This is a genomic window from Pseudorhodoplanes sp. (genome assembly GCF_035565795.1).
GTDB lineage: Bacteria > Pseudomonadota > Alphaproteobacteria > Rhizobiales > Xanthobacteraceae > Pseudorhodoplanes.
The window spans coordinates 1-23,909 of the sequence record NZ_DATMRV010000137.1; the positions used below are offsets into that span (position 1 = coordinate 1).

A 23,909-nucleotide genomic window follows, 5' to 3' on the forward strand; every position below is an offset into this window, starting at 1 on the left:
GATCGTGGCCAAGAGCCAGGGCGCTGAAGGTGCGCTGCAGGCGCAGCAGGCCACCAACCAGCTGCTCGCGCTCACCGCCAAGCAGCAGCTCCAGGTCCAGAACCTGATGGCTGCCCAGTTCCGCGCCGAGGCGGCCGAAGCGGCACGCCGCGCGCAGGCCGAGGCTGAAGGACGCCTCGCCACCAGGAAGTTCCTCGGGTCCGGCTCCGCCTACACGCCCCAATAGGCGCGCCGGCCCGAGGCGGCGGCGGTTTCGCCCCCGCCGCCGTCGCCGCGGGGCGTGGTTCGAGCTCCCCCGCCACGTCCCGCGGCACCCCTCCCTTCGAAGAGGAAAGACCCACGTGCAGGACCTCAACGTCATCGACCGGTTCATGGAAGCCTTCATCCGCTACATCGACAGCGGGTTCGGGCTGCTTGGGCCCGACGTGGCGTTCCTCACCACAACGCTGATCGGCATCGACATCACGCTCGCCGGGCTGTTCTGGGCGATGGGGGGCGAGCAGGACGTACTCGGACGCTTCCTCAAGAAGATCCTCTACGTCGGCGCCTTCGCGCTGATCCTCGGCAATTTCTCGACACTCGCCGACATCATCTTCCGGTCGTTCGCGCAAGCCGGCCTGACCGCGGGTGGCGGAGCGCTGGGCGCCGACGACCTGCTGAGGCCCGGCCGCCTTGCCGCCACCGGCTATTCGGCGGCCTGGCCGCTGCTCGACCAGGCATCGAGCATGATGGGCTTCATCAGCTTCTTCGAGAACTTCCTGACAATCGCGGTGCTGCTGTTCTCCTGGGCGATCGTCATCCTCGCCTTCTTCATCCTCGCCGTGCAGATGTTCGTGACGATCATCGAGTTCAAGCTGACCGCGCTAGCCGGCTTCATCCTCGTGCCGTTCGCGCTGTGGAACCGGACCAGCTTTCTCGCCGAGCGCGTGCTCGGCAACGTCGTTTCCTCGGGCATCAAGGTGATGGTGCTCGCCGTCATCGTCGGCATCGGTTCGAGCTTCTTCGCCGAGTTCACGACCTCGCTCCAAGGCCAGGAGCCCGACCTCGGACAGGCGATGAGCCTAGCGCTCGGCGCGCTCTCGCTGTTCGGCCTCGGCATCTTCGGCCCAGGCATCGCATCCGGGCTGGTCGCCGGCGCGCCGCAGCTCGGCGCGGGTGCGGCCGTCGGCACGACCCTGGGCGCGGCAGGCGTGGTGGCGCTCGGCGGCGGCGCTGCGCTGGGTGCCGCGCGCCTTGCCGGTGCCGGCGCGCTCGGCGCCGTCCGCGCCGGCACCGCCATGGGCTCGGCCGCGTCCACCGCATACAAGCTGGGGCAGGAGACATCAGGCTCCGCAAGTGTCGGCGCGGGCCTCAAGGGCGTTGCCCAGGCGACGGCCGGCGCCGCGCGCCAAACAGCGGGCTCGGCCTTCGGCCTGAGGCAAGCAGCAAAATCCGGGCGCGCCGCCGCATGGTCCGCGCTCGCCGGCACCGGCGGCGAGACGTCGCCGCCAGGCACGGGCGCAGAGGCCGCGCCCGCGTGGGCACGGTCGCTTCGCCGCCAGCAGGATGCCCGGCACCACCGCCACATCGCGCTCCAGGCATTGAGGGAGGGCGACCGCGGCGGCGCCTCGGCCAACCCCGACATCAAGGAAAAGGAGGACTGAGCCATGCGCTTCAAGCGAAGCGTCCAGCGTTATGGGCACACGCCCGAGCCCGAGACACCGTACCAGCGGGCAGGGCAGGCATGGGACGACCGTATCGGGTCGGCCCGCGTCCAGGCTCGCAACTGGCGGCTCATGGCGTTCGGCGGCCTGTTCCTGACGACCGCCATGTCGGCCGCGCTCGTCTGGCAGTCCCTCCAGAGCAAGGTCGTGCCCTACGTCGTCGCGGTCGACCGGCTCGGCGAAGCCCGGGCGGTCAGCGAGGCCGAGCGCGACTACCAACCGACCGATGCGCAGGTTGCCTGGCATCTTGCGCGCTTCATCGAGAAGGTCCGGTCGGTCTCGCTCGACCCTGTCCTCATGCGCCGCGACTGGCTGTCGGCCTATGACTTCGTCACCCGGCGCGGCGCACAATTCCTCGGCGACTATGCGCGCGTCGCCGATCCCTTCGGCAGCGTCGGCGAAAAGACGGTCTCGGTGCAGGTGACGAGCGTCGTCCGTGCCTCCGACAGCTCCTTCCAGGTCAAGTGGACCGAAACGGCGTTCGAGCGCGGGGTGCGCACCGGAACGTCCAGCTGGACCGGCATCCTGACCGTGGTGCAGCGGCCTCCGACCAACGCCGAGACGCTCCGGCGCAATCCGCTCGGCCTCTACGTCGACGCGATCGACTGGAGCCGCGAGCTCGAGCCCACCCCCGCGCCGCCGCCCACGCCGGCGCAATCGCCGAGCGTGCCGCTCGGATCCCCGCTCGACCCGAGCCTGGCGCTCGAGCCGCCATCCCCCACCGCCACGGAGAACCGGCAATGAACCGTCAGCTTGTCCTTGCTGCGCTTGCCGCAGCCACGATCGTCCCGATCACCGCATCGGCCCAGACGCCCGAGGTCCGATCGCAACGCGGCGTCGCCGCGGTCCGAGCCGCCAACTCAGGCGCCACCCTGGAGCCCGGGCGTCCCGACTTCGTGAATGCCACCGCCGTCTATCCCTACTCCGAGGGGACGATCTACCGCGCCTACACCGCACCCGAGCGCGTGACCGACATTGCGCTGCAGCCGGGCGAGAACCTGGTGGCCGTCGCCAGCGGCGACACCGTCCGCTGGGTGATCGGCGACACGAGCAGCGGCACGGGCGCCGAGAAGCGCATCCACGTGCTCGTGAAGCCGTTCTCCGCCGGCCTCAGCACCAACCTGGTGATCACGACCGACCGGCGGACCTACCATGTTGCCCTGGCCAGCACGCCCGGGCCTGCAATGGCCGCGCTGTCGTGGAGCTATCCGCAGGACGAGCTGCTCGCCGTCCGGCGCGCGCAGGAGGCCGCCGCGGCCGCCGCGCCGGTCGCGGCGGGGCTGGAGATCGAGCGGCTCAGCTTCGGATACGAGATCTCGGGAGACCGGCCCCACTGGCGCCCGCTGCGCGCGTTCGACGACGGGCGGCAGACATTCATCGAATTCCCGCTCTCCATCGCAGTCGGTGAAGCGCCGCCGCTGTTCCTGGTCGACGAGCGGGGTGAAGCCCAGCTCGTCAACTACCGGCTGCGGGGCCGCTATTATGTCGTCGACCGGCTGTTCGACACGGCAGAGCTCCGCCTCGGCACGAAGCGTCAGCAGGTCGTGCGCATCAGCCGGACCGGCAGGAGGGCGCGATGACCGAGGCTGCCGCCACCACTCCCCAAGCCGCCGCGCCGGCCAAGGTCGATCCGGAAACGCTCGTGCTGCGGGCGCGCCCCGCACCGGCGATCCGCTTCAAGCGCGGCCTTATCCTGGCGCTGGCTGCGGGCGCCATCGTCGTGTTGGCCGTGACCGCCTGGCTCGCGCTCAAGCCCCGAAGCCTCCAGCTAGTCGGCGAGCAGAACGACCTTGCCGAGCCGGCAAAGGCGCCGAGCGACGCGCTGAGCGCGCTTCCCAACAGCTACGGCGATGCGCCGCAGCTCGGTCCGCCGCTCCCGGGCGATCTCGGCCGTCCCATCCTCAAGCACCAGCAGGCGATCGCGGCTGAAGGCACGCCGCCGCAGGCGACGGCGGCCGAGCAGGCCGCACAGACGGCGCGTGAGCAGGCCGCCGCCGAACGAAAGGCCGCACGCGAATCCCCGGTGCTCGTGCAGGCGGGAAGCCGAACCGCTGCAGGGGAGGCGGCGCCTGCGTCGCCTGCCGCTGCCGCCCCGCAGAGCGCTGCCGATGCGTCGCGCGTCGCGCTGGATCCGGACCGCGATCCCAACGCACAACAGCGCAAGGCGGACTTCGTGTTGGCGCAGGACCGCGGCGGCGATATCAATCCGCATGCGGTCCGCCCCGCGGCATCGCCCTATATGCTGTCGGCCGGCAGCGTCATCGCCGCCAGCCTGATCACGGGCCTGAGGTCCGATCTGCCCGGCCTTGTCACCGCGCAGGTCACCGAGCGCGTATTCGACAGCGCGACGGGTCGCATCCTGCTCATCCCGCAGGGCGCGCGCCTCATCGGCACTTACGATTCCGTCGTGGCATTCGGCCAGAGGCGCGCGCTGGTCGTCTGGCAGCGGATCATATTCCCGGACGGCCGTTCGCTGCGGATCGAGAACGTGCCGGCGGCCGACCCGGCAGGGTATGCCGGTCTCGAGGACAAGGTCGATTTCCACACCTGGGCGCTCCTCAAGGGCGTGGCGATCTCGACGGTGCTCGGCGTCGGCTCGAACCTGACCTTCTCCGGCGAGAGCGACCTGGTGCAGGCGATCCGGGAGTCGACGCAGCAGAATGTCGCGCGCGCCGGCGACCAGATCACTTCGCGCAACCTGCAGATCCAGCCGACGATCACCGTCCGGCCCGGCACGCCGGTTCGGCTTGTCGTGCATCGCGATCTCGTGCTCGCCCCTCCCGTCGAATAGGTGACCCATGCCCGAGCTCAAGCTCCCGAAACTGCCCGACCGCACGCCGGTCAAGCTCACGATCAGCATCACGCCCGATCTCAACCAGGCGCTTGCCGATTATGCGGAGGTCTATCGCGCGACCTACGGCCAATCGGAGGCCGTGACAGACCTTGTTCCGTGCATGCTCCGCTCGTTCCTCGACGGCGACCGCGCCTTCGCCAAGGCGCGCGAGACGATGTACAAGGCTGGGCGGGGCAATGGCTGAGTTCCCGGAGCCGCCGGAACGCTTTCTCAAGCTGGCCGAGGTCTGCCGCCGCGTGGGGCTCGGCAAGTCGATGATCTACGACATGATCAAGCACGGACGGTTTCCCCGTCCCTACAAGATCTCGCCCTTCGCATCGCGGTGGAGCGAACGCGAGGTCGTCGCCTGGATCGACGACGTGAAGGATGGGTTCGAGGGGAAACGCAGGAAAATCTGATTAATGTCCGAAACTCGTATGCAGATTTCGGACATGACCTGATCACGCCAAGCAATCGCCGACCGCATGCAGCGCGACCCAGACCACGTGTGGACACCTTCCGGCTTTGCCGACAACACGCCGCGAACAACGATCGACAAGAATGCCAACGACCTCGGGCCAACCGCACGGAGGGGCGTGCCATTCGCAAGCACGCCCCTCCAAATCGGCCAGCCTATGACTGCCAGCCTAGCGGGCTCCGTGCGGGTTCGCCGCCATTCCCGCCACCGCGCTCGATCCGCCCCACCGTGCGGCGTCTCCCGCGGTCCCCGCGCTTATCGGGTCCGGGTCCCCATCGTCAGGTCATTCCGCCGCTTCCGGCAATGGGGCGATCGTCTCGATCTCGCCGATTGCCTGGAGCTCGTTGAGATATTCTGGCCGGTGCTGCGATATCCACCGTGCGACGCGATCGTTTCCAAGCAGCGTGCGAATGTAGGCACGGGCCACCGTCAGGTGCAGGTTGTCGACGCCATAGCGGTCCTCCACCGACTTCACCTGCATTTGCAGGCTCGCGAGCTCCCGCTCCATTCGTGCAATCTGTTCGCTGGAGACCGACGCAGGGCGTTTTGCCGGCACCTTCACCAGCTGGCTTTCCGGCGTGGCCGCAAGCGCGGCCTTGGCAAGCACGACCGTGAAGTTGTTCTGTCCGATCATGAACTCGGCGACCTCGATCTGCCGGATCGACGACATCCGTCGGAGAATGTCGAAGACCGCGATGGGGCAGGGCGCGTCCTTCAGGATCTCGATCGCCTCGCGGCATATCCCGTTCAACATGCGCGAGCGCCGGTGGATCGAGGCGACCTCGAGCCCCAGCGCCTCGGCTATCTTATCCTCCGGCGCGCCACGCTCGATCGCGCGGCGGATCATCCTGTGCTCCTGTATTGCCGCGAGGCGATTGATCCGCTTGTTGTAGGTGTAGCTCTCGTCATCCGTGGAGATGATGCACTCCACCTCAGTCGCTCCCAGGTCCCTGAGCGCTTCGACCCGCAACTGTCCGTCGAGGAGGAAGTATCGCCCGACATCACTCGGGTTGGGAGTGACCACCGGCGCTTCGACGAGACCGATCGCGCGCACCGAACTCAGAATCTGGGCATATTTCTTGCTCTCCTTCACGCCCGCGCGAAGCGTCTTGAGCGCGATCAGGTCGGAAAGCGGAATCCGCCTGGTTTCGTCCTCGAACGAAAGCTTGACCGGACCGCGCCCCGTCATGACGCGGCCTTCCCATACACGCGGGAGGCCAGTGCTCGCGGCATCGAGTCGAGTCCTTCCGCGCGAAGCAGCGTGCTGAATCCATCCTCGCTGACGAGATCCTTCAGCGCTTCGATCACGAAGAGAAGGCGTGCCTGGGCGAAATCGGACTTCTTCACCAGCATGCGCTGCTTTTCGGCTTCCTGCTGGTAGAACCGCATCATCTCCGTTGCCGTGATGTGCCGTCGCCCCGACCGTCGCCCCAGGCCGCTGTCGGGAACGCCTTTGCGCTGGCGCATCCGCTGGTCGAGCATCCTCCGCACCGCGCCGAGCTTCTTGCCCTTCAGCTTCCCGCCCTCATAGGCCTCCAGGAGCAGGCTCTGGGCGTCTTCGGTTTCGGCCCGGGCTATGTCGACCGCGAGACTTACGGGAATGAGCCCCGTCTCGACGGCTGCAAGCAGGCGCTCTTCCCCGCGTTCCAGCAGGACTCCGACCATGTTCGCCCAGCTCGGAGTGCAGCCAATCTTTTCCGCGATCTGGGCATCATTGTATCCACGCCGGCGCAACGACCCGATCTCGTGCATGATGTCGATGGGACGGTGCTGACGACGAGCTATGTTCTCGACCAGGCTCATCACGAGGCAGTCATCGTCATCCGCTTCGATGACGATCGCCGGGATTTCCTCGGCGCCGAGCATCCGGAACGCTTCCAGTCGTCCTTCGCCGCAGATCAGGTCGAATGTATCGCCATTCTCGCCCGGGCGCCGTCGCACCGTCACCGGACGTTTCAGCCCGACGGTGTCGATATTGTCGACAATCTCCCGATGGTGGCGGCGATTGCGTGTTCGCGGATTGAGCACCTGGATACGCTCGATCGGGATCGAGGCCATTTGCCCAGGATGGCTGGGGATCGTCATGCCGCCTCCGGGATGCGAATGCGTTCGGCCAGATGATACAGCGGATCGAGCGTGTCGAAGCGGTAGGCGTCGAGCGACAGCCCGTTTTCCTCGGCAAGCCGCACATCGGCGCTGGCGCGATCGATCCGGGGAAAGAGATAGAAGTCGAGCGGCCGCTCGTTTGCGCGGTCCATGCGGACGGCAATGGTGATGTCGGGCATGACGCCGGTATCGAAGCGGAGATTCCATCGCAGCGACCCCGCCTGCGTTTGCCGACACCGTGCAATGACGACGGAAATGCTGAGCTCGCCGTTGATCGTAAGGAGGTCGTCGTCGGCGCCGCGTGCCACATGCGCGCCTACCGCGGCGAACCCTTCGGAAACCTCGTCGATGACATTGGGGTGCATTCGCCGAAGCGCCCGATTGATGGCGATGTAGCGATAATCGCGCCTGGGACGATAGCCGACCAGGCTATATGCTCTCAGCAGGCTTCCGAACCGGGCGCGGTAGCTGCTGCTCGACGGCAATCCTTCGGTCTCGTCTATGATCAGCCCGGAAAGCAGGCCCTGGGCGTGGAACAGGTTCCGCAGGGCATCTAGCATTTCATCGTCGCTCAGCCGGAAGGCACGCTCGCGGATGATTGTCTGCGCCGCCTCGAACAGCCCCTTGTCGATGATCGCCGGAAAGGCGTCCTCCGCCCGGATCCACATTCCCGGATCGTTGCGGACCCGCTTCTTCTTCAGCTTGAAGGAGACGCGGTTCCAGACGTTGTTGCCGATGTACTTCTCGTTGATGAGCACCTGGTGGACGGCGCCGCGCGTCCAGGGGCGCCCAAGGTCCGTGACAAGGCCGCGATCGTTGAGCGCATTGGCAATGTCGCGCTCGCAGCGCCGGTCATGCACGAAGGCACGATAGATTTCGCGCACGATAGCGGTTTCGTTGTCGGGGCCCGGCGCCAGTACGACGCGATCCGTCTGGATGCTCTTCTGCTCGCCGCGTTCGAGTCCCCCCTTGATCGCTCCGGTCTGATCCACAAGGACGCGTCGCAGCCCGAACCCGGCCGGGCCGCCCTGCCTGAAGCCGAGCTCGATCAGCCGGCATTGACCGGCGAAGACCTTGGCGGACAGCTCCCGGCTATATTCGCCCGCCATGGCGCGCTTGACGCCCTTGACGATCGTCGAGATCGGGCTGCCGTCATTCTCGAATTGCTCGGCGCAATAGTGAACGGCGATTCCGGCGCGGCGGCAGATATATTCGTAATAGGCGCTCTCGTCGGCATCCTGGAAACGACCCCAGCGGCTGACGTCGTAGACGAGGATCGCCTGGAAATCAGCCGTTCCGGCACTGACGTCTTCTATGAGGCGCTTGAGAGCGTCACGGCCGTCGAGGCGAAGCCCGCTCTTGCCTTCGTCAGCGTAGGTCCGGACGATCGAGAAGCCACGGATGGTGGCGTAGTGGCGAATGGCCTCCGCCTGGTTCTCTGTGGAATATCTCTGATGGTCGGTGGACATCCGGACATACTCCGCGGCCCGTATCGCCGTCGGTTCGTCTGGACGCTGGGTCTGCGGGTCTAGCCAACTCTCCAAGCACCGGACCTCACTGTTCATCGTGCGGCCGCGCGCCTGACGATTCCTAGAGATGGTGTGAGCGCAGGACTTGTCCCGCACGCTTGACGACATAGCGGGAAAGGAATGGAAAGATGTTTCCGAAAACGGGCAAGAAGTTGCATTCCGAGGGCGACGAGACCGATCTGGCGAGCATGATATCGCAGGCGCTGCTTGCCGAGCTGGGGGCAAGTCACCGGGCCACGAAGACCGCGATGGGCTGGACGGGGGCCAGCGAGCGCACGGTCAAGCACTGGCTGGCGGCAACCCATGTGCCGAAGGGCAATCATCTTGTGTCGCTGGCCCGGCACTCCGATCAGGTGCTCTGGGCCATTCTCGTGGCGGCCGGCCGCGGGGATTTGCGCATCGCGCTCGATCTGGGCACGGTGCGGGTCAAGCTGCTCGAACTGGCCGCGCTCCTGGGAGGCGAATAAGCAGATTCTGCACGAGGATCGTCTGCGCATCGCACCGCATGGTGAGCTGTGGCGCCGAAGCCGGATGCACTTGAATTTGTACTGACTATGTCCCATTATCTGTCCGAGAATCGGGACGGAGATTGAGACATGTCTCAAGCACAGGTAAAACGGACCTCGCGACAAGGTCGTCGTGCCGGCTCACCCTTCGTCGCCGGATTCATGGACAAGAGCGGGATGGTCGACGTGGAGCGTGTCGCAAACGCATTCCGCATGACCAAGGGCCAGCTCGCGGAGACCGCGGGGCTCGGCGTCGCGACCATCTCGAAGTCGGATCGGCGCGCCGCGCCCCGCACGCAGACGCGCGTGACCGAAGTGCTCGAGATCATCAGCCGCGTGCGCGACTGGGCGGGCGGCGAGGCGCAGGCCATGGCCTGGTATCGCTCGCAGCCGATCCCCGCGCTCGATGGCCGCACGCCGGAGGCGCTGGTCAAGTCCGGCAAGGCGGGTGCCGTGCGGGACTATCTTGACCATCTCGCGCTCGGCGGATTTGCTTGAGGTTCACGGGGCGCTGCTATCGCGGCCATGACCCCGCCTGGTCGTTCACGCCGCTCTCCGGCGAGGGCGCGGCGATCACCGGCGGGCGATTCAACCGCAAGGGCCAGCCGACTCTCTATCTCGCGCTCGATATCATGACGGCCGTCGGCGAATGCACCCAGGGCTTCAGCCACCGCCTGCAGCCGCTGACGATGTGCGAATATGACGTCGGCTGCGAGGGCATCGCCGATCTCAGCAACGAGGCAGGCCGCCAGGAGCACGATGTCCCCTTGGACGACCTGGCCTGCGGATGGCTGACGTGCCTGCGGGCGAACCGCGACGCCCCGTCCTGGCTGGTCGCCGACCGCCTGCGCGCGGAAGGCCATAGCGGGATCATCGTGCCGAGCTTCGTTCCCGGGGCGACCGAGGCGAACCGGAACCTGGTGCTATGGGACTGGGGTCCGGACCTGCCGCGCCGGGTTGTCGTCTATGATCCGAGCGGCCGCCTGCCGAAGAACCAGCTCTCCTGGCAGACTACCGAGACCTGACCCGGCGAGGGGCGGCCGAATCTTGAAATGTATCGTGGGTTCGAATACCATGGCGGGAGTCGAACTGAGCCTGCAAGGCGTTGGTTTCAGACGAAAAGTCGCCATGGTACTTTTCGTGGTATCCGGCGGGCGATGACGAATTCGGGCTGTTTCAAAACAACTACTTAGCGCCTGAGTTCGAATCCCTCCCGCTCCGCCATTTCAGTCCGCCTCTGGGCACGCCAATCGCCGCCGATAGCCGCCCTTGGCCAGCAATAAGCGTCCTTAGCAGCTCCGTCTTTGATCCCATGATGCGAATTGCGTCGTCGGCGACCTCGACGCGCTGCGCCAGGGCGCGCAGATGATCCCGCCGATAGCCGCCTTCCGTGTCCCGGATGCGCTCGCGCGCCCGGCGGGCGAAACCTTGGATCATGGCGGGACTGATGGAACTATGGCCGGGGCTTTCGAGCAGCGCCTGCGCCCGGTCGGCATCGACCCTCGCCTGGTCGCGGATCACCTTGAGGCCGGCGATGCGCTCCGCAAGCGCCGGGTCGTCCAGATCGGCAACGCCTGCCTCTATGGCGTCGTAGAGGCGCTTGAGGCGCAATTCCGATTCGGCCGCCCGGCGCTGCAATTCGGCGATGTGCTGGCGGCGGCGCTCGGCCTGATCGGAGCGGCGGCCGAGAACGCTGCCAAGCAGCTTCTCCAGCCGGTCGGGATCGAGCAGGCGTTCCTCGATATGGCTGACCACCATGTTGTCGAGCTTGTCCATGGGGATCGCCCGGCCCTTGCAGCCGGTTTCACCCTGCCGAGCCTTGATCGAGCAGGCATAGTAGCGATAGCGGCCGCTCTTGCCGGTGCGGATGGTCATGGCCCCACCGCACTTCTCGCAAAAGCAGATGCCGGTCAGCAGGGTCGGCCCGATCACGACACGCGCGGGCAGTTCGGTCTTGGGATTGCGGGCCTGTAAGAGCTTCTGCACCGCGTCGAACGTCTCCCGATCGATGATCGGCGGAACCGGGACGATGACGATGTTGTCGGGCGATTGCGGGTCGCCGTGCTTGCTCCGCTTTCCCCACTCGTGCTCGCCGATATAGGTGCGCCGTGTCAGGACACGGTGAACCTGCCCGATGCCCCAACGCCCGCCGTCGCGGGTGAAGATGCCCTTGCGATTGAGATATGTGACGATGGCCTTGACGCCCATCTGGCCGCTATCGCCCTCGCCCTCAAGGGCGAGACGGTAGATGAGCCGGATGGTGTCGGCGTGCAGCGGGTCGATTTCCAGCTTCTTCTTGGTCTTCGCGCCGCGTTGTTCCGCGGCCGCGATGCGATAGCCGATAGGCGGCAGCGCGCCGTTCCAGAAGCCTTGACGCGCGTTCTCCTTCAAGGCGCGCGTGACGTGCTTGGCGTTCTCCTTGGACTGGTATTCATCGAACAACGCCATGATCCGACGCATCATGTCATGGATCGGATCGTCCCCAAGCTCCTGGGTGATGGAAACGAGCCGGACGCCGTTCTTGGCGAGCTTCCGGTAGTAGTATTCCATGTCGAAGGCGTCGCGGAAGAAGCGCGAGAAGCTGTGAACCAGCACCACGTCGAACGGTGCGGGCTTGGAGGTGCCGGCCTCTATCATACGCTGAAACTCGGGCCGGCGGTCGTTGGTGGCGGTGTTGCCCGGCTCCACGAAGGTTTCGACAAGCTGATAACCGCGCGAGGCGCACCACGCTTCGCCCTGCTTGCGCTGATCGGGGATCGACACGTCATGCTCGGCCTGACGCGGGGTCGAGACGCGCAGATAAAGGGCGGCCCGCAAGGCGATGGTGGGCGATTGAGCGTTCATTTGCGGGTTCCTTTCTTTTTGCGGCGGTCGAACAAGGGCAGGACCAGCTCCACACGGTCATGGATGACCTTGGGAACCAGCTTGAGGCCCTTGCCCTTCTCCATGCGGACCAGGCCGCAACCCTCCATTTTTTTGAGCGTGCGTGAGATATTGGGGCCAGCGCGGCCGGTGATCTGCGCCAGTTCCTCCAGCGAGCCGGGTTCCTGCTCATGGATGACGCGCAGCAATTCCCGATTGCTCGCCGACAAAAGCCGGGCGAACGATTCCGTGGACGCGAACCAGACGGTCGGTTCGCCGGGTGCGGACTGTTCCTCGCCTCTGGCGATCCGCATGGTGCGGGCCTTCATTTCTTCGGGGTCGGCGATCCCGACTTTCAGCGTGGTCATGGCAAATCCCGGCGCTCAAATTACTCCATATCCCTATCATCACGAGATAGGTTTGCAAAGCCGGGAACGGGGTCGAGCGAGCCGAACATTTCATCGAAAACGTCGGCAAACCAGCGCTCGAACACCTGAATCTCGGCCTCGGTGATCGGCACTTCGTCGGGCCAGTCGTCTATGACGGGCAGCTTCTCGACATCGAAGACATGGGACGGGCTACCGCGCGCCGGACTGATGCGCGGCGCGGGATCGTCGTCATAGTCGTAGAGGTCATCGGGAAGCTCTCGCGGGACCGGCTGTCGTGGTCGGCCCCGTTGGGCGGAACGGCGTTTGGCGCACATGGAATCCTCCGTGGTTCGCGGGATTCCGGGCGGCTGGAAGCCCCGGAATTAGGCGAAGCATGGAGGGCGATAGGCGGTCTGTAGCGTGCCGCATTTAAGGGGGTGCGTTGGCGGCACCCCCTCTTTGCAAGGCGACAAATCAGCCGGAGTTGCGCCGGGCCTTGGCGAAGCCGCGATCCGTGGCGATGAAGCGCTCCAGCATCGGCACGATGAGCTTGAAGGGATCGGCGACGGGCTGGCCGCTCTCGCGGGCCAGCACCTCGGCATAGGCGACGAGATCACGGTGAAGCGGCCCCGGCAGCTCCACGGTGGCTTTCACCGGCTTGTCCTCGATGATGGGGCCGAGTTTCAGTTTCGTCATGGTCAGCCTCCCGCGTTCTCGAATACCAGGTCGCGGGTAACGATGATCCTGACCGGGAAACCCGGTCGTATCGTCAGCGTCGGCGCGACCTGCAACTGGCGCTGGACGATCTGCTGACCTGCCTGATTGACGGTATCCTGCGCGCCGTCGCGGATAGCGCGAATAAGCCGGTCCTCGTTGCTGGTCGCCAGTTCGGCCCCGACTGCAAGCAGGGTGGACAGACCGGCGGCCTTCATCAGATCCCACCAATGGTAGTCAACGCCGTCCTCAAGGCCCGCATAGCCCGAAGCGTCCGCGCCCGGCAGGCGCTCCAGCACGATGGACCGGCCGCCCGGCAGGATCAGCCGGTTCCACACCAAGAGCACCCTGCGCTGGCCGAAGGTCACGCCGTCGTCATACTGGCCGATGATCCGCGTCCCCTGCGGGATCAGGAGCAGCGCGCCGGTCGGGCTATCATAGACGTTTTCGGTCACTTGCGCCGTGATCTGGCCCGGCAGGTCCGACCGGATGCCGGTGATGAGCGCGGCCGGAATGACCGCGCCCGCCTGAAGAATGTAGGGCGATGCCGACGGCGCGACGCGATCCGGGGCGACGGTCTGGCGGTCCACCGGGCCGCTGAGGAAAGCGGTGTGACGATTCTGCCCCGTCCCGTCCGGCTGTGCGCCGATTCCCGCCACACCCGGCATGGCCGTGCCGGCGGTTCCCCCTGTGCGCGGGCCGGACTGAAAGAACACATTGCTGAGGCGCGCGGCTTCTTCCTCGGCGAGACGGCGCTGTTCGTCGGGATCGACGGCAGGCGTCGCCATGACCGGCGGCGCGACCGGCTGTCCCCGGTTCTGTGCGTCGAGGATCGGACGGCCGAGATCGCCGGGCAATGGCGGCCCGAGGACCGGGCCGGTGTAGTCGCGCGGCAGGCCGGCAAGACCGTCCGCCGTGGGGCGGTTCTCGGTCGAATAGAGTTCTTCGCCGCCCGGCCCCCCGTCGCGGGTCTGGAGCGCATAGATGAGCGCGCCGCCGATGCCGAGCAACGCGACCGCTCCGACGCTTGCCAGCATCTTGCGCGACAGGCGCGTCACGCGCGGCGGTTCTGCGCGCAGCCGCATCGGCGCGGTGGTGTCCATGATGGTGCTGTTCTCGCTCATGAGGGGGAGTCTCCGGTGGCGGCAGGTCGAGCGGCGGCCTGCCTTTGCTCGACGCGGACGATCCTGACGGTCTGCTGGCGGTTGCCGCTGCCAAGGCGCAGTTCCGCCGCGCCGAACAGGCGGTCAACTATCAGGACGTTCTGGTGGATGCGGCTGTTGACGATCTGCGGTTCGCCATCGTTGCCGAGCACGAATATCGGCGGCATTTCGCCTTGGACGATGCCACGCGGGAACACCACATAAACGCGCCTTCCGTCATCGAAGACGGAGATCGGCCGCCAGGGCGGATTGTCGCCAGTCAGGCCATAGCGATAATTGCGGGCAGATTCGGCCGGGATAACCGGGGCGGTCGGAACGGCCTGACCCTGCCCGGCCGGGGGTGCGGGATAGGCCCACGCGACGGCGGGCATGTAGAGCGCATCGCGGGCGCGCAGCTCGATCATGTAGATGCGACGGTTCGTCGTTATGACCAGATTGGTCGAAATGTCCGGGCGGGTCGGCTTGACCAGAACATGCACACGCCGGGTCGGCCCGCTGCCGCTCTCGGTGTCGCCGATCACCCAGCGGGCGGTGTCGCCCGCCGCGATCGGCCCCGCGCCGGTCAGGCTCTCGCCCGGCTCCAGCGCGATGGTCGTGATCTGTCCGACTGCGGCATAGACCTGATAGAGCGCGCCTTCGGACCACGGATAAATCTGGATCGCGTTGTAGTAGCCCTCGCGTCGCGGCTCGACGCGGGCGGCTGCATTGGCGTTCTCGACACGGCCTGCCGGCGTCGCGGCGGCCGTGCCGCCCCGCGCGACGGTCCAGGCCGGGGGCGTGTGCAGCGGCCGGGGCGTGTCGCTGGCGGCGGTGGTCCTCACGGTCGGCAGCGGCGGCACGTCGGCGTCATAGCTGAATTGGGGCGTCCGGTTGGTGGCGCAGCCCGCCAACATCGTCGCCGAAAGCAGCAAAGCCGCGAAGGCGGGTTTACGGAAAGCCGGAAACGCGGCTTTACGGAAAGTCGTGCCGGTCATTGGCTCATCTCCCGCGACCAGTTGATTGCGTTGACGTAAATTCCCAGCGGGTTCGCGCGCAGCCGTTCGGCGTCGCGCGGGGGCTGGATCACGACGGTCAGGATCGCGGTCCATCGCTCGGTCGTGGAGAGCTGGCCGTTCTCGTAGTGCCGTTCAGTCCAGGCCACGCGGAAGGAATTTTGCGACGCGCGGATCCCTGTTCGGCGGCCGTGGCGCGCTCGGCTTCGATCAGCGCTTCGGCCCGGCCATTGGCCGACATGAGCGCGATGAGGTCCGAAAGCTGCTGGCTTTGCAGCGCCAGAAGCTGATTGCCAGCCTGCGTGGCTTGCAGCGCGCCGGTCGCGCCCTGGCTCTGGCCGACAAGCGCGGCCATTTCGGCGCGGTTGGCGTCGATATTGCCGACGACACCCGCCTGCACCCGCATCGCGTCCTGTAGGCCGGAGACGGTATTTTCCCAGCGCGAGCGTGCATCGGCGACAAGCTGCTGGTCGGTGGCCGACAGGGAGACGTTGCCATATTGCTGCTGGAACGCCTGGTCGATCTGGCTGACCTCGAACGCGATGTTCTGGGCCTGCCCCAAAAGCTGCTGGGTGCGCTGGACGTTCTGTTGAAGCGTCTGGAGCGACGAATATGGCAGGCTCGCAAGATTGCGGGCCTGATTGATGAGCATCTGCGCCTCGTTCTGAAGGCTCTGGATCTGATTGTTGATCTGCTCCAGCGTCCGCGCGGCGGTGAGGACGTTTTCGGCATAGTTGGACGGGTCGAACACGATGCGGCCGAAGCCAAAGAGCTGCGCCTGCGCCGGGCTTGCCAGCATCGGCGACAGGGCGACGGGAACGGCGAGCGTCAGCGCGATCATGGATGCGCCGGCGATGCGGGAAACGGGAATACGGATCATGGAAGGCTCTCCTTTGCTGTGGGGCCGTCCGGCACGGCGGATTCCGGCCGGTCGGCAAGAATGGTGAGGTTGGGGATGAGGTCGGCCGCCCAATCGACGCCGCGATGACGCAGCCAGGCCGCAAGGAATCCGGCGCGGCCGTGTTCGGCAAAGATGCGCGCGATTTCGGTCTGGTCGGATTTGGCGGATGCGGCGCAGAGCGCGAGGCCGACTTCGGACAGGCCCAGCTCGAACAGCCTGTTGCCGCGCCGCGATTGACAATAATATTCGCGTTTCGGTGTCGCGCGGGCGACAAGCTCAATCTGCCTGTCATTCAGCCCGAAGCGGCGATAGATGGCGGTGATTTGCGGCTCTATGGCCCGCTCGTTCGGCAGCAGGAGCCGCGTCGGGCAGCTTTCGATAATGGCGGGCGCGATGTTGCTGCCGTCGATGTCGGACAGGCTTTGCGTGGCGAAGATGACCGATGCGTTTTTCTTACGCAGCGTTTTCAGCCATTCGCGTAGCTGGCCAGCGAAACCCTCGTCGTCCAGCGCAAGCCAGCCTTCATCTATGATGAGCAGCGTCGGGCGGCCGTCGAGCCGGTCGCCGATGCGATGGAAAAGATAGGACAGGACGGCCGGAGCCGCGCCGCTGCCGACAAGCCCCTCGATCTCGAAGGCTTGCACATCGGCCGCGCCGAGCTGTTCGCTTTCGGCATCGAGCAACCGGCCATAAGCGCCGCCGATGCAATAGGGTCGAAGTGCATGTTTGAGATTGTTCGACTGGAGCAGCACGCTCAAGCCGGTGATGGTCCGTTCCTCGACCGGCGCGGACGCGAGCGAGGTCAGCGCCGTCCAAAGATATTCCTTCACCTCGGGCGTGATGGTCAGCCCCTCGCGCATGAGGATCGTGGTGATCCAGTCGGCCGCCCAGGCGCGTTCATAGGTGTCGTGGATACGTGCAAGCGGCTGGAGCGAGACGGACGCCTCTGCCCCATCGGTCAGCCCGCCGCCCAGGTCGTGCCAATCGCCTTCCATGGCGAGCGCGGCGGCGCGGATGCTGCCGCCGAAATCGAAGGCAAACACCTGCGAGCCGGCATAGCGCCGGAACTGGAGCGCCATGAGGGCGAGCAAGACGCTCTTGCCCGCGCCTGTGGGGCCGACGACAAGGGTGTGGCCCACGTCGCCGACATGCAATGACAACCGGAACGGGGTGCTTCCCTCGGTCTTGCCGTAGAGCAAGGGGGGCGCACCGAGATGGTCATCCCGTTCCGGCCCCGCCCACACCGCCGAAAGCGGGATCATGTGGGCGAGATTCAATGTGCTGATGGGCGGTTGCCGCACGTTGGCGTAGGCATGGCCGGGGATCGAGCCGAGCCAGGCATCGACCGCGTTGACCGTTTCGGGCATGGCGGTGAAGTCACGGCCCTGAACGATCTTCTCGACCAGCCGCAATTTCTCGTCGGCTAGGCGCGGATCGGCATCCCAAACCGTGACGGTCGCGGTGACATAGGCCATGCCCGTCACGTCCGCGCCGAGTTCCTGCAACGCCATGTCGGCGTCGAGCGCCTTGTTGGCGGCGTCGGTGTCCACCAGGGCGGATGCCTCGTTGGTCATCACCTCTTTCAGAATCGCCGCGACGCTCTTTCGCTTCGCAAACCACTGGCGGCGAATTTTGGTGAGCAACCGGGTGGCGTCCGTCTTGTCGAGCAGAATGGCGCGCGTGCTCCACCTGTAGGGGAAAGGCAGGCGGTTCATTTCGTCCAAGAGGCCCGGCGTCGTGGCGGTCGGGAATCCCACGATGGTCAGGACGCGCAGATGTGCGTCGCTAAGGCGCGGCTCCAGCCCGCCGGTCAGCGGCTGGTCCGCCAACAGCGCGTCCAGATACATCGGCACTTCCGGCACGCGCACGCGATGCCGGTTGGTCGAGATGGTAGAATGGAGGTAGGTGAACGTCTGGCCGTCATCGAGCCAACGGCACTCGGGCATGAAACCATCCAGAAGCGCCAGCACGCGGTCGGTGCGGTCGATGAAGCCGCGCAGGATTTCCCAAGGGTCCACGCCGGCCTTGTCGCGGCCCTCGTAGAGCCAGGTTTCGGCGCGGGCGGCTTCCTCGGCGGGCGGCAGATAGAGGAAGGTGAGGAAGTAACCGGAAACGAAATGCGCGCCGGCTTCCTCGAACGCCGCCTTGCGCTCGGCATCGACCAGCGCGGACGCGGCGTCGGGAAAAATGCTGTCGGGATAGGTCGCGGCCGGATTGCGCTGCGCCTCGACAAAGATGCTCCAGCCCGAGCCGAGACGGCGCACGGCGTTGTTGATGCGGCCGGCGACGGCGACCAGCTCGGCGGCGACGGCGGAATCCAGATCGGGACCGCGAAACTTCGCGGTCCTCTGAAAGCTGCCGTCCTTGTTCAAGACGACGCCCGCGCTGACCAGCGCCGCCCAGGGCAGATAGTCGGCGAGGCGCGAGGCGGTGCGGCGGTATTCGGCAAGGTTCATCATGGTCGCGCCCTCACACCGTCAGATGACCGGGGACGCGCAGATGCCGCCGCCCGACCTCGGCGAATTGGGGATCGCGCTTCGCCGCCCATACGGCGGCGAAATGGCCGATGGCCCAGATGGCGAGGCCGACCAGCCAGAGACGCAGGCCGAGGCCCACGGCCCCCGCCAGCGTCCCGTTCATGATGGCAATGGAGCGCGGTGCGCCGCCGAGCAAAATCTGCTCGGTCAGCGCCCGGTGGACCGGGACGGTGAAGCCCGGCACCGCGTCGAGCTGTTCGAGGCCGCCCGCCATCAGATGAGCGCCCCGCCGCCGAACGAAAAGAACGACAGGAAGAAGCTCGATGCGGCGAAGGCAATCGACAGACCGAAAACGATCTGAATCAATCGCCTGAACCCACCGCTCGTATCGCCGAACGCGAGGGTTAAGCCGGTCACGATGATGATAATGACCGCGATAATTTTGGCGACCGGCCCCTCAATGGACTGGAGGATGCTTTGAAGGGGCGCTTCCCACGGCATCGACGAACCGGACGCATAGGCGGCCGGGGCCATGAACAGACTGACGGTGGTGACGGCGGCGGCCGTGGCGAGCTGGCGGCGCAGACGCAAGGCGTGATGGATCATTCGGGGTCTCCTTTCGGGCTGGTTGCGGGGGTGATGCGATAGTCACCATCCGGCCCAAGACCCTCGACGCGGGCGAGTTCGGCCAACCGGCGCGCGGAACCGCGACCGGCAAGGACGGCAACAAGGTCGATGGTCTCGCCGATGAGCGCGCGAGGGACGGTGACGACAGCCTCTAGAATGAGCTGTTCCAGCCTGCGCAGCGCGCCGATGCCGGAGCCGGCGTGAATCGTGCCGATGCCGCCGGGATGGCCGGTTGACCATGCTTTGAGCAGGTCGAGCGCTTCCGCGCCGCGCACCTCTCCGATGGGGATGCGGTCGGGACGCAGGCGCAGCGAGGACCGCACCAGATCGGACAGGGAAGCGATGCCATCCTTGGTCCGCATCGCCACCACGTTCGGCGCGGCGCATTGCAGTTCCCGCGTGTCCTCGATGATGACGACGCGATCCGCCGTCTTGGCGACTTCGGCCAGGATCGCGTTGGTCAAGGTCGTCTTGCCGGTGCTGGTGCCGCCGGCGACCAGGATATTGGCGCGGGATGCAACGGCGGCGCGCAACGTCGCGGCCTGATCGGCGGTCATGATGCCGGCCGCCACATAGTCGTCCAGGGTGAACACGATGCTGGCCGGCTTGCGGATGGCGAAGGCCGGTGCGGCGACGACGGGCGGCAGCAAACCCTCGAACCGTTCGCCGCTCTCGGGCAGCTCGGCGGAAACGCGAGGATTGCGCGCGTGAACCTCCGCGCCGACATGATGGGCGACGAGCCGAACGATGCGTTCGCCATCGGCGGCGGACAGGCGCTCGCCGGTATCGGCCAGCCCTTCGGACAGGCGGTCCACCCAAAGGCGGCCGTCGGGATTCAGCATCACCTCGACCACGATGGGGTCTTCGAGAAGCTGGGCGATGGCCGGGCCGAGCGCCGTGCGCAGCATGCGTGCGCCGCGCGCGATGGCTTCCGGTCTATGATGGTTGGTGGTCATGTCGGCCCCGCTTCTTCTCGGGGCGCGCGACAGGCGGTCCCCGGATCGGGGTCGATTAAAAGAACCTGATTTTGGGCCGACTCAACAACTATCTAAGCGGCGGCGGTGATCGGCGGCCATCGGCGGCAAATAGGATGGGTTGCCGTTTCAGGGTTAGTCGCGGGCGGCGTCCGCCGGAAGCGAATCGGCGGGCGGCGATTCGATGTCGCGCGACAATTCCTTGAGGAACCTGTCGCCCGTCGCCAGTCGCCGGCCGAGCGTCTGCATGAAGCCCTCGAACCGTTCCAAGCCTTTCGTGCGGGCGGCGGCCTGTGCGCCTTCCGACATTGGCGGAGCGAAGGTCAGCCAGAATTGGACGAACAGCGAGACGGTCTCGCCGAGCACGGCGAGATCTTCGTCAAGCGTGTCGATCTGGCGGCCGAGCTTATCCAGGCGGCGCGACATGGCGGCTTCGAGCTGTTCGGCGGAATCGCCGGTCAGGAAAGATGCAACGGCAGCTTCGATGATGGTGGATTGCGAGACCTTGCGGCGCAGCGCCAGCGCCTTGACCTGCTTGAGCAGGTCCGGGTCGAAATAGACGTTCATGCGGGTTCGGGTAGGCATGGGCGTGTCCTCAAAGTTCAATCCCATCGTCGGGATTCATGGAGACCTGGCGGGCGACCATCCGCATGCGCTGGCGCATTGCGCGGGCCTTGGCCGCATCAATGTCCGGCTCGTCGTCCAGCAGCTCGAACTCCTGCGCCGGCGGCGAAGGCGGCGGAACGACTTCCTCATGGTCGGGCAATTCCGGCTCGCGGCGGATGCCGGCGTTTGCGGGATCGCCCCCGGTCTCGTCCGCCGGGTTTGCAGCGGCTGGGCTTTCCGGCGCGACAATGCGGCTCGTCCAGTCGTCGGACAGCGGCATCGGCGCGACGGCTGCGCCCGCGGCCGGATCGGGCGGCGGCAGGATGCGTTCCATGAACCGCGCATCCCCGAAGTAGCGCGCCTTGCTGGCCCGGATCGGCGGCGTTCCCGCGACCATGACGATTTCGTCGGTGGGCGGAAGCTGCATCACTTCGCCCGGCGTCAGCAGCGGCCGCGCGGTCTCCTGCCGCGAGACCATGAGGTGGCCCAACCATGGGGCCAGTCGATGGCCGGCATAATTGGTGGAGTCGCGCATTTCGGTCGCGGTGCCGAGTGCATCGCTGATCCGTTTCGCGGTCCTCTCGTCGTTCGCGGCGAAGGCAACGCGGACGTGGCAGTTGTCCAGGACGCTGTTATTGACGCTGTAAGCCTTCTCGATCTGGTTGAGGCTCTGCGCGATCAAGAAGGATTTGATCCCGTAGCCGGCCATGAAGGCGAGCGCGGATTCAAAGAAATCCAGGCGGCCGAGGGCCGGAAACTCGTCCAGCATCAACAAGAGGCGATGGCGCTTGCCGGACGTGCTCAAATCCTCGGTCAACCGGCGGCCGACTTGGTTGAGGATGAGCCTTATGAGGGGCTTGGTGCGGTTGATGTCGGATGGCGGGACGACGAGGTAGAGACTGACCGGCTCCTTGCTGCCGACCAGATCGGCAATGCGCCAGTCGCAGCGCGATGTTACCCGCGCGACGACGGGATCACGGTATAGGCCCAAGAACGACATGGCGGTGGACAGCACGCCGCTGCGTTCGTTCTCGCTCTTGTTCAGCAACTCGCGCGCCGACGACGCGATGACGGGATGAACGCCGGCTTCGCCCAGGTGCGGCGTATCCATCATCGCGCGCAAGGTGGCTTCCACCGGGCGGCGCGGGTCGGACAGGAAGTTGGCGACGCCCGCCAGCGTCTTGTCCTTCTCCGCGTAGAGGACGTGCAGGATCGCGCCGACAAGCAAGCTATGGCTGGTCTTTTCCCAATGGTTGCGCTTGTCCAAGCTCCCTTCGGGATCGACCAGAATATCCGCTATATTCTGAACGTCGCGGACTTCCCATTCGCCCTGCCGCACCTCCAGCAGCGGGTTGTAGGCGGCGGATTTCGCATTGGTGGGATCGAACAGCAGGACGCGGCCGTGCTTCGCCCGGAAGCCGGCTGTGAGCGTCCAGTTTTCCCCCTTGATGTCGTGGACGATGACGGAGCCGGGCCAGGTCAAGAGGCTGGGAACGACCAGCCCGACACCTTTGCCGCTGCGCGTCGGGGCGAAACATAAGACATGCTCGGGACCATTGTGACGCAAATAGTCATGGCTATGCCTGCCGAGCACGACGCCATCGGGGCCGAGCAATCCGGCCGCGCGGATTTCCTTGTCCTCGGCCCACCGCGCCGATCCGTAGGTGGCGACGTTGCGCGCTTCCCGCGCCCGAATGATCGACATGAGGATGGCGGCGGCGATGGCGAGAAAGCCGCCTGACATGGCGATGATGCCGCCCTCCATGAAGATGCCCGGCGCATAGGCGTCGAAGGAAAACCACCACCAGAGGAAGGCAGGCGGATAATAGACGGGCAGGCCCGCCAGCTCGAACCAGGCATTGCCAAGTTGCGGTTGGAAGCCGAGGCGGAAGGCTACCCATTGCGTCGCGGCCCACGTCATCACCAGAACGATGGTGAAGACGACGGCGATTTGCCCCCATAGGATTCTGCCTCCGCGCATACGGGCTCCAGTCGAAAAGAGAGACGGAGCCGTTCAGAGAATGGGCGTTTTCGCGGGAGGCAACAGGAAAGAGGATGCCGGAGGGCCGCCGGATACTATCGGCGGCAAATAGGATGGGTCGAAGCGGGAATAGGAGGTAGGGATTGGCGAACAATTCATGCCGACTGGCCCGATCGACTCATTCGACGCGCAAGGTCGAGAAGGCTTCAGATAGCCGGACTGCGATTGTGAGGGGCCAGATCGCGGAAAAGGCATCGGTTCGGGTTCGTCGAGGATCCGCAGGAACGTCACGCCGGGCGCTTACAGGAGCGTTGTCGCTTCGCCGGCAATGGTGACGCCATAACCCTGCGCAACCTTCGACAGAAGCGTGATACGATCAACTTCAAAGCGCAGAATCGACAGATCCTGTGCGTTGCCGACAAGGCGCGTGACAATGTGGTCATGCACCTGCGGCCCGGTGCCGCAATGCCGCACTATGAAAGTGTCGCCCGCCAGATCGGCCCAAGTTACGCCTGTCCCATCACGAAGCGGATGGCGCGCGAGAAGCGCGACGAGAAGCCGTTCACTCCATATCGGTCTTACATGGCATTCGGGAAATTCGGGCGCACCCGCCATGAATGTCAGGTCCAGTCTGTTGGCCCGAAGCCGCATGACGCAGTCTCACCGGGCGTGACCTGCGATTGTGAAAATCGTGCATAGTCTGTGCCAGTATGCGCACGAACGTGCCCTTGGCTACCACGGTCCAGGAGTCGCCGATCAGGATTTCGGGCTCGCCGTCCAGCACGTGGAACAGTTCCTCATTGGCTTGGTGACTATGCGGTCCCACGCCTTCGAAGCCGGGGTCGAGAAGCCATTCGGAGACCGAGTATCGGCAGCCGCTTTCGGCTTCGTCGACCTTGAAGATCGCGGTCAGGTCGCCCATGCCGTATCTGCGCCCTTCATCCGCCGCCAGCAGGATGACCTCCTCCGTCTTCTGAACTCTGTCCATCGCCGGTTCCTTTCCGATCCTGCTGCGGGCTCGCCTCAGGCGCCCGTCTCATCATTCCACCGCCGCTGCATATCTTCGGGGCTGACGACTTCCATCGTTTG

The 23,909-nt window shown here is 65.8% G+C and carries 25 protein-coding genes and 4 pseudogenes; 10 read left to right on the top strand and 19 right to left on the bottom strand.

The features are described from left to right. From VNZ93_RS12935 to VNZ93_RS12965, 7 genes and pseudogenes are all read left to right on the top strand, one after another. Window positions 1-226, top strand: a pseudogene (locus tag VNZ93_RS12935) (P-type conjugative transfer protein TrbJ); the annotation flags it as partial. Between the two features lie 115 nt (window positions 227-341). Continuing rightward, window positions 342-1,643: a P-type conjugative transfer protein TrbL gene (gene trbL, locus VNZ93_RS12940; protein WP_325705403.1), complete on the top strand. Its 1,302-nt coding sequence runs from the start codon at window positions 342-344 to the stop codon at window positions 1,641-1,643. 3 nt (window positions 1,644-1,646) lie between these two features. Beyond that, a pseudogene (gene trbF / locus VNZ93_RS12945) lies at window positions 1,647-2,324 on the top strand (conjugal transfer protein TrbF); the annotation flags it as partial. A gap of 119 nt (window positions 2,325-2,443) precedes the next feature. After that, on the top strand, window positions 2,444-3,283 hold the full coding sequence (gene trbG / locus VNZ93_RS12950) for a P-type conjugative transfer protein TrbG (protein WP_325705405.1): 840 nt from the start codon (window positions 2,444-2,446) through the stop codon (window positions 3,281-3,283). Beyond that, window positions 3,280-4,494, top strand: coding sequence for a TrbI/VirB10 family protein (locus VNZ93_RS12955; protein ID WP_325705408.1), 1,215 nt, complete (start codon window positions 3,280-3,282; stop codon window positions 4,492-4,494). The genes trbG (VNZ93_RS12950) and VNZ93_RS12955 overlap by 4 nt, the downstream gene beginning before the upstream one ends. Before the next feature lie 7 nt (window positions 4,495-4,501). Then, the gene (locus VNZ93_RS12960; RefSeq protein ID WP_325705410.1) at window positions 4,502-4,741 is read left to right on the top strand and encodes a DUF2274 domain-containing protein; all 240 of its coding nucleotides are present in this window, start codon (window positions 4,502-4,504) and stop codon (window positions 4,739-4,741) included. Beyond that, window positions 4,734-4,955, top strand: coding sequence for a helix-turn-helix transcriptional regulator (locus VNZ93_RS12965; protein ID WP_066659480.1), 222 nt, complete (start codon window positions 4,734-4,736; stop codon window positions 4,953-4,955). The genes VNZ93_RS12960 and VNZ93_RS12965 overlap by 8 nt, the downstream gene beginning before the upstream one ends. A 342-nt stretch (window positions 4,956-5,297) precedes the next feature. Here the strand turns inward: VNZ93_RS12965 and VNZ93_RS12970 are convergent, their stop codons facing one another. From VNZ93_RS12970 to VNZ93_RS12980, 3 genes are read right to left on the bottom strand one after another with little or no spacing between them, the layout of a single operon-like run. Continuing rightward, window positions 5,298-6,203 carry a plasmid partitioning protein RepB C-terminal domain-containing protein gene (locus tag VNZ93_RS12970; protein ID WP_325705416.1) on the bottom strand — a complete coding sequence of 302 codons (906 nt, stop codon included), beginning with the start codon at window positions 6,201-6,203 and terminating at the stop codon, window positions 5,298-5,300. After that, complete coding sequence (locus tag VNZ93_RS12975; protein ID WP_325705418.1) at window positions 6,200-7,099, bottom strand: plasmid partitioning protein RepB C-terminal domain-containing protein; 900 nt, start codon at window positions 7,097-7,099, stop codon at window positions 6,200-6,202. Before VNZ93_RS12975 ends, VNZ93_RS12970 begins: the two co-directional genes overlap by 4 nt. Then, entirely contained in the window at window positions 7,096-8,685 is a 1,590-nt protein-coding gene (locus VNZ93_RS12980) for a recombinase family protein (RefSeq protein ID WP_414710065.1), read from the bottom strand. Before VNZ93_RS12980 ends, VNZ93_RS12975 begins: the two co-directional genes overlap by 4 nt. Before the next feature lie 92 nt (window positions 8,686-8,777). Between VNZ93_RS12980 and VNZ93_RS12985 the strand changes: the two genes are divergently transcribed. From VNZ93_RS12985 to VNZ93_RS12995, 3 genes are all read left to right on the top strand, one after another. Further along, complete coding sequence (locus VNZ93_RS12985) at window positions 8,778-9,116, top strand: hypothetical protein (RefSeq protein WP_325705421.1); 339 nt, start codon at window positions 8,778-8,780, stop codon at window positions 9,114-9,116. Window positions 9,117-9,245: 129 nt separating this feature from the next. Beyond that, window positions 9,246-9,653 carry an antitoxin Xre/MbcA/ParS toxin-binding domain-containing protein gene (locus VNZ93_RS12990; protein ID WP_325705424.1) on the top strand — a complete coding sequence of 136 codons (408 nt, stop codon included), beginning with the start codon at window positions 9,246-9,248 and terminating at the stop codon, window positions 9,651-9,653. Next, window positions 9,650-10,180, top strand: coding sequence for an RES family NAD+ phosphorylase (locus VNZ93_RS12995; RefSeq protein WP_325705426.1), 531 nt, complete (start codon window positions 9,650-9,652; stop codon window positions 10,178-10,180). Before VNZ93_RS12990 ends, VNZ93_RS12995 begins: the two co-directional genes overlap by 4 nt. A 160-nt stretch (window positions 10,181-10,340) precedes the next feature. Here VNZ93_RS12995 and VNZ93_RS13000 read toward each other — a convergent pair whose 3' ends face one another. The 16 genes and pseudogenes from VNZ93_RS13000 to VNZ93_RS13075 all read right to left on the bottom strand — a co-directional run bounded on the left by VNZ93_RS13000 (window position 10,341) and on the right by VNZ93_RS13075 (window position 23,808). Beyond that, window positions 10,341-11,999 (bottom strand): recombinase family protein, encoded by a 1,659-nt coding sequence (locus VNZ93_RS13000; protein ID WP_325705428.1) that lies wholly within the window; start codon window positions 11,997-11,999, stop codon window positions 10,341-10,343. Next, window positions 11,996-12,385, bottom strand: coding sequence for a helix-turn-helix domain-containing protein (locus VNZ93_RS13005; protein ID WP_325705430.1), 390 nt, complete (start codon window positions 12,383-12,385; stop codon window positions 11,996-11,998). Before VNZ93_RS13005 ends, VNZ93_RS13000 begins: the two co-directional genes overlap by 4 nt. A 20-nt stretch (window positions 12,386-12,405) precedes the next feature. Further along, entirely contained in the window at window positions 12,406-12,720 is a 315-nt protein-coding gene (locus tag VNZ93_RS13010) for a hypothetical protein (RefSeq protein WP_325705433.1), read from the bottom strand. A 139-nt stretch (window positions 12,721-12,859) separates the two neighbouring features. After that, entirely contained in the window at window positions 12,860-13,081 is a 222-nt protein-coding gene (locus tag VNZ93_RS13015) for a DUF2274 domain-containing protein (protein ID WP_325705436.1), read from the bottom strand. Window positions 13,082-13,083: 2 nt separating this feature from the next. Next, complete coding sequence (locus tag VNZ93_RS13020; RefSeq protein ID WP_325705438.1) at window positions 13,084-14,223, bottom strand: TrbI/VirB10 family protein; 1,140 nt, start codon at window positions 14,221-14,223, stop codon at window positions 13,084-13,086. Further along, complete coding sequence (gene trbG / locus VNZ93_RS13025; RefSeq protein WP_325705441.1) at window positions 14,220-15,236, bottom strand: P-type conjugative transfer protein TrbG; 1,017 nt, start codon at window positions 15,234-15,236, stop codon at window positions 14,220-14,222. The genes VNZ93_RS13020 and trbG (VNZ93_RS13025) overlap by 4 nt, the downstream gene beginning before the upstream one ends. Next, window positions 15,233-15,430, bottom strand: a pseudogene (locus VNZ93_RS13030) (VirB8/TrbF family protein); the annotation flags it as partial. The pseudogene VNZ93_RS13030 and the gene trbG (VNZ93_RS13025), both read right to left, overlap by 4 nt. Then, window positions 15,415-16,134: pseudogene (gene trbJ, locus VNZ93_RS13035) on the bottom strand (P-type conjugative transfer protein TrbJ); the annotation flags it as partial. The pseudogenes VNZ93_RS13030 and trbJ, both read right to left, overlap by 16 nt. Continuing rightward, the gene (trbE, locus tag VNZ93_RS13040) at window positions 16,131-18,614 is read right to left on the bottom strand and encodes a conjugal transfer protein TrbE (protein WP_325705444.1); all 2,484 of its coding nucleotides are present in this window, start codon (window positions 18,612-18,614) and stop codon (window positions 16,131-16,133) included. The gene trbE and the pseudogene trbJ, both read right to left, overlap by 4 nt. A gap of 10 nt (window positions 18,615-18,624) precedes the next feature. After that, window positions 18,625-18,906: a VirB3 family type IV secretion system protein gene (locus tag VNZ93_RS13045; RefSeq protein WP_325705447.1), complete on the bottom strand. Its 282-nt coding sequence runs from the start codon at window positions 18,904-18,906 to the stop codon at window positions 18,625-18,627. Beyond that, complete coding sequence (locus VNZ93_RS13050) at window positions 18,906-19,238, bottom strand: TrbC/VirB2 family protein (protein ID WP_325705450.1); 333 nt, start codon at window positions 19,236-19,238, stop codon at window positions 18,906-18,908. The genes VNZ93_RS13045 and VNZ93_RS13050 overlap by 1 nt, the downstream gene beginning before the upstream one ends. Beyond that, complete coding sequence (gene trbB / locus VNZ93_RS13055; RefSeq protein ID WP_325705453.1) at window positions 19,235-20,215, bottom strand: P-type conjugative transfer ATPase TrbB; 981 nt, start codon at window positions 20,213-20,215, stop codon at window positions 19,235-19,237. Before trbB ends, VNZ93_RS13050 begins: the two co-directional genes overlap by 4 nt. Before the next feature lie 153 nt (window positions 20,216-20,368). After that, entirely contained in the window at window positions 20,369-20,818 is a 450-nt protein-coding gene (locus VNZ93_RS13060; RefSeq protein WP_325705456.1) for a CopG family transcriptional regulator, read from the bottom strand. 10 nt (window positions 20,819-20,828) lie between these two features. Then, entirely contained in the window at window positions 20,829-22,820 is a 1,992-nt protein-coding gene (locus VNZ93_RS13065) for a conjugal transfer protein TraG (protein ID WP_325705461.1), read from the bottom strand. Between the two features lie 300 nt (window positions 22,821-23,120). Continuing rightward, window positions 23,121-23,471 carry a LysR substrate-binding domain-containing protein gene (locus VNZ93_RS13070; RefSeq protein WP_325705463.1) on the bottom strand — a complete coding sequence of 117 codons (351 nt, stop codon included), beginning with the start codon at window positions 23,469-23,471 and terminating at the stop codon, window positions 23,121-23,123. Next, window positions 23,383-23,808, bottom strand: a complete 426-nt coding sequence (locus VNZ93_RS13075; protein ID WP_325705466.1) for a cupin domain-containing protein — start codon at window positions 23,806-23,808, stop codon at window positions 23,383-23,385. The genes VNZ93_RS13070 and VNZ93_RS13075 overlap by 89 nt, the downstream gene beginning before the upstream one ends. Between the last annotated feature and the right edge of the window lie 101 nt (window positions 23,809-23,909).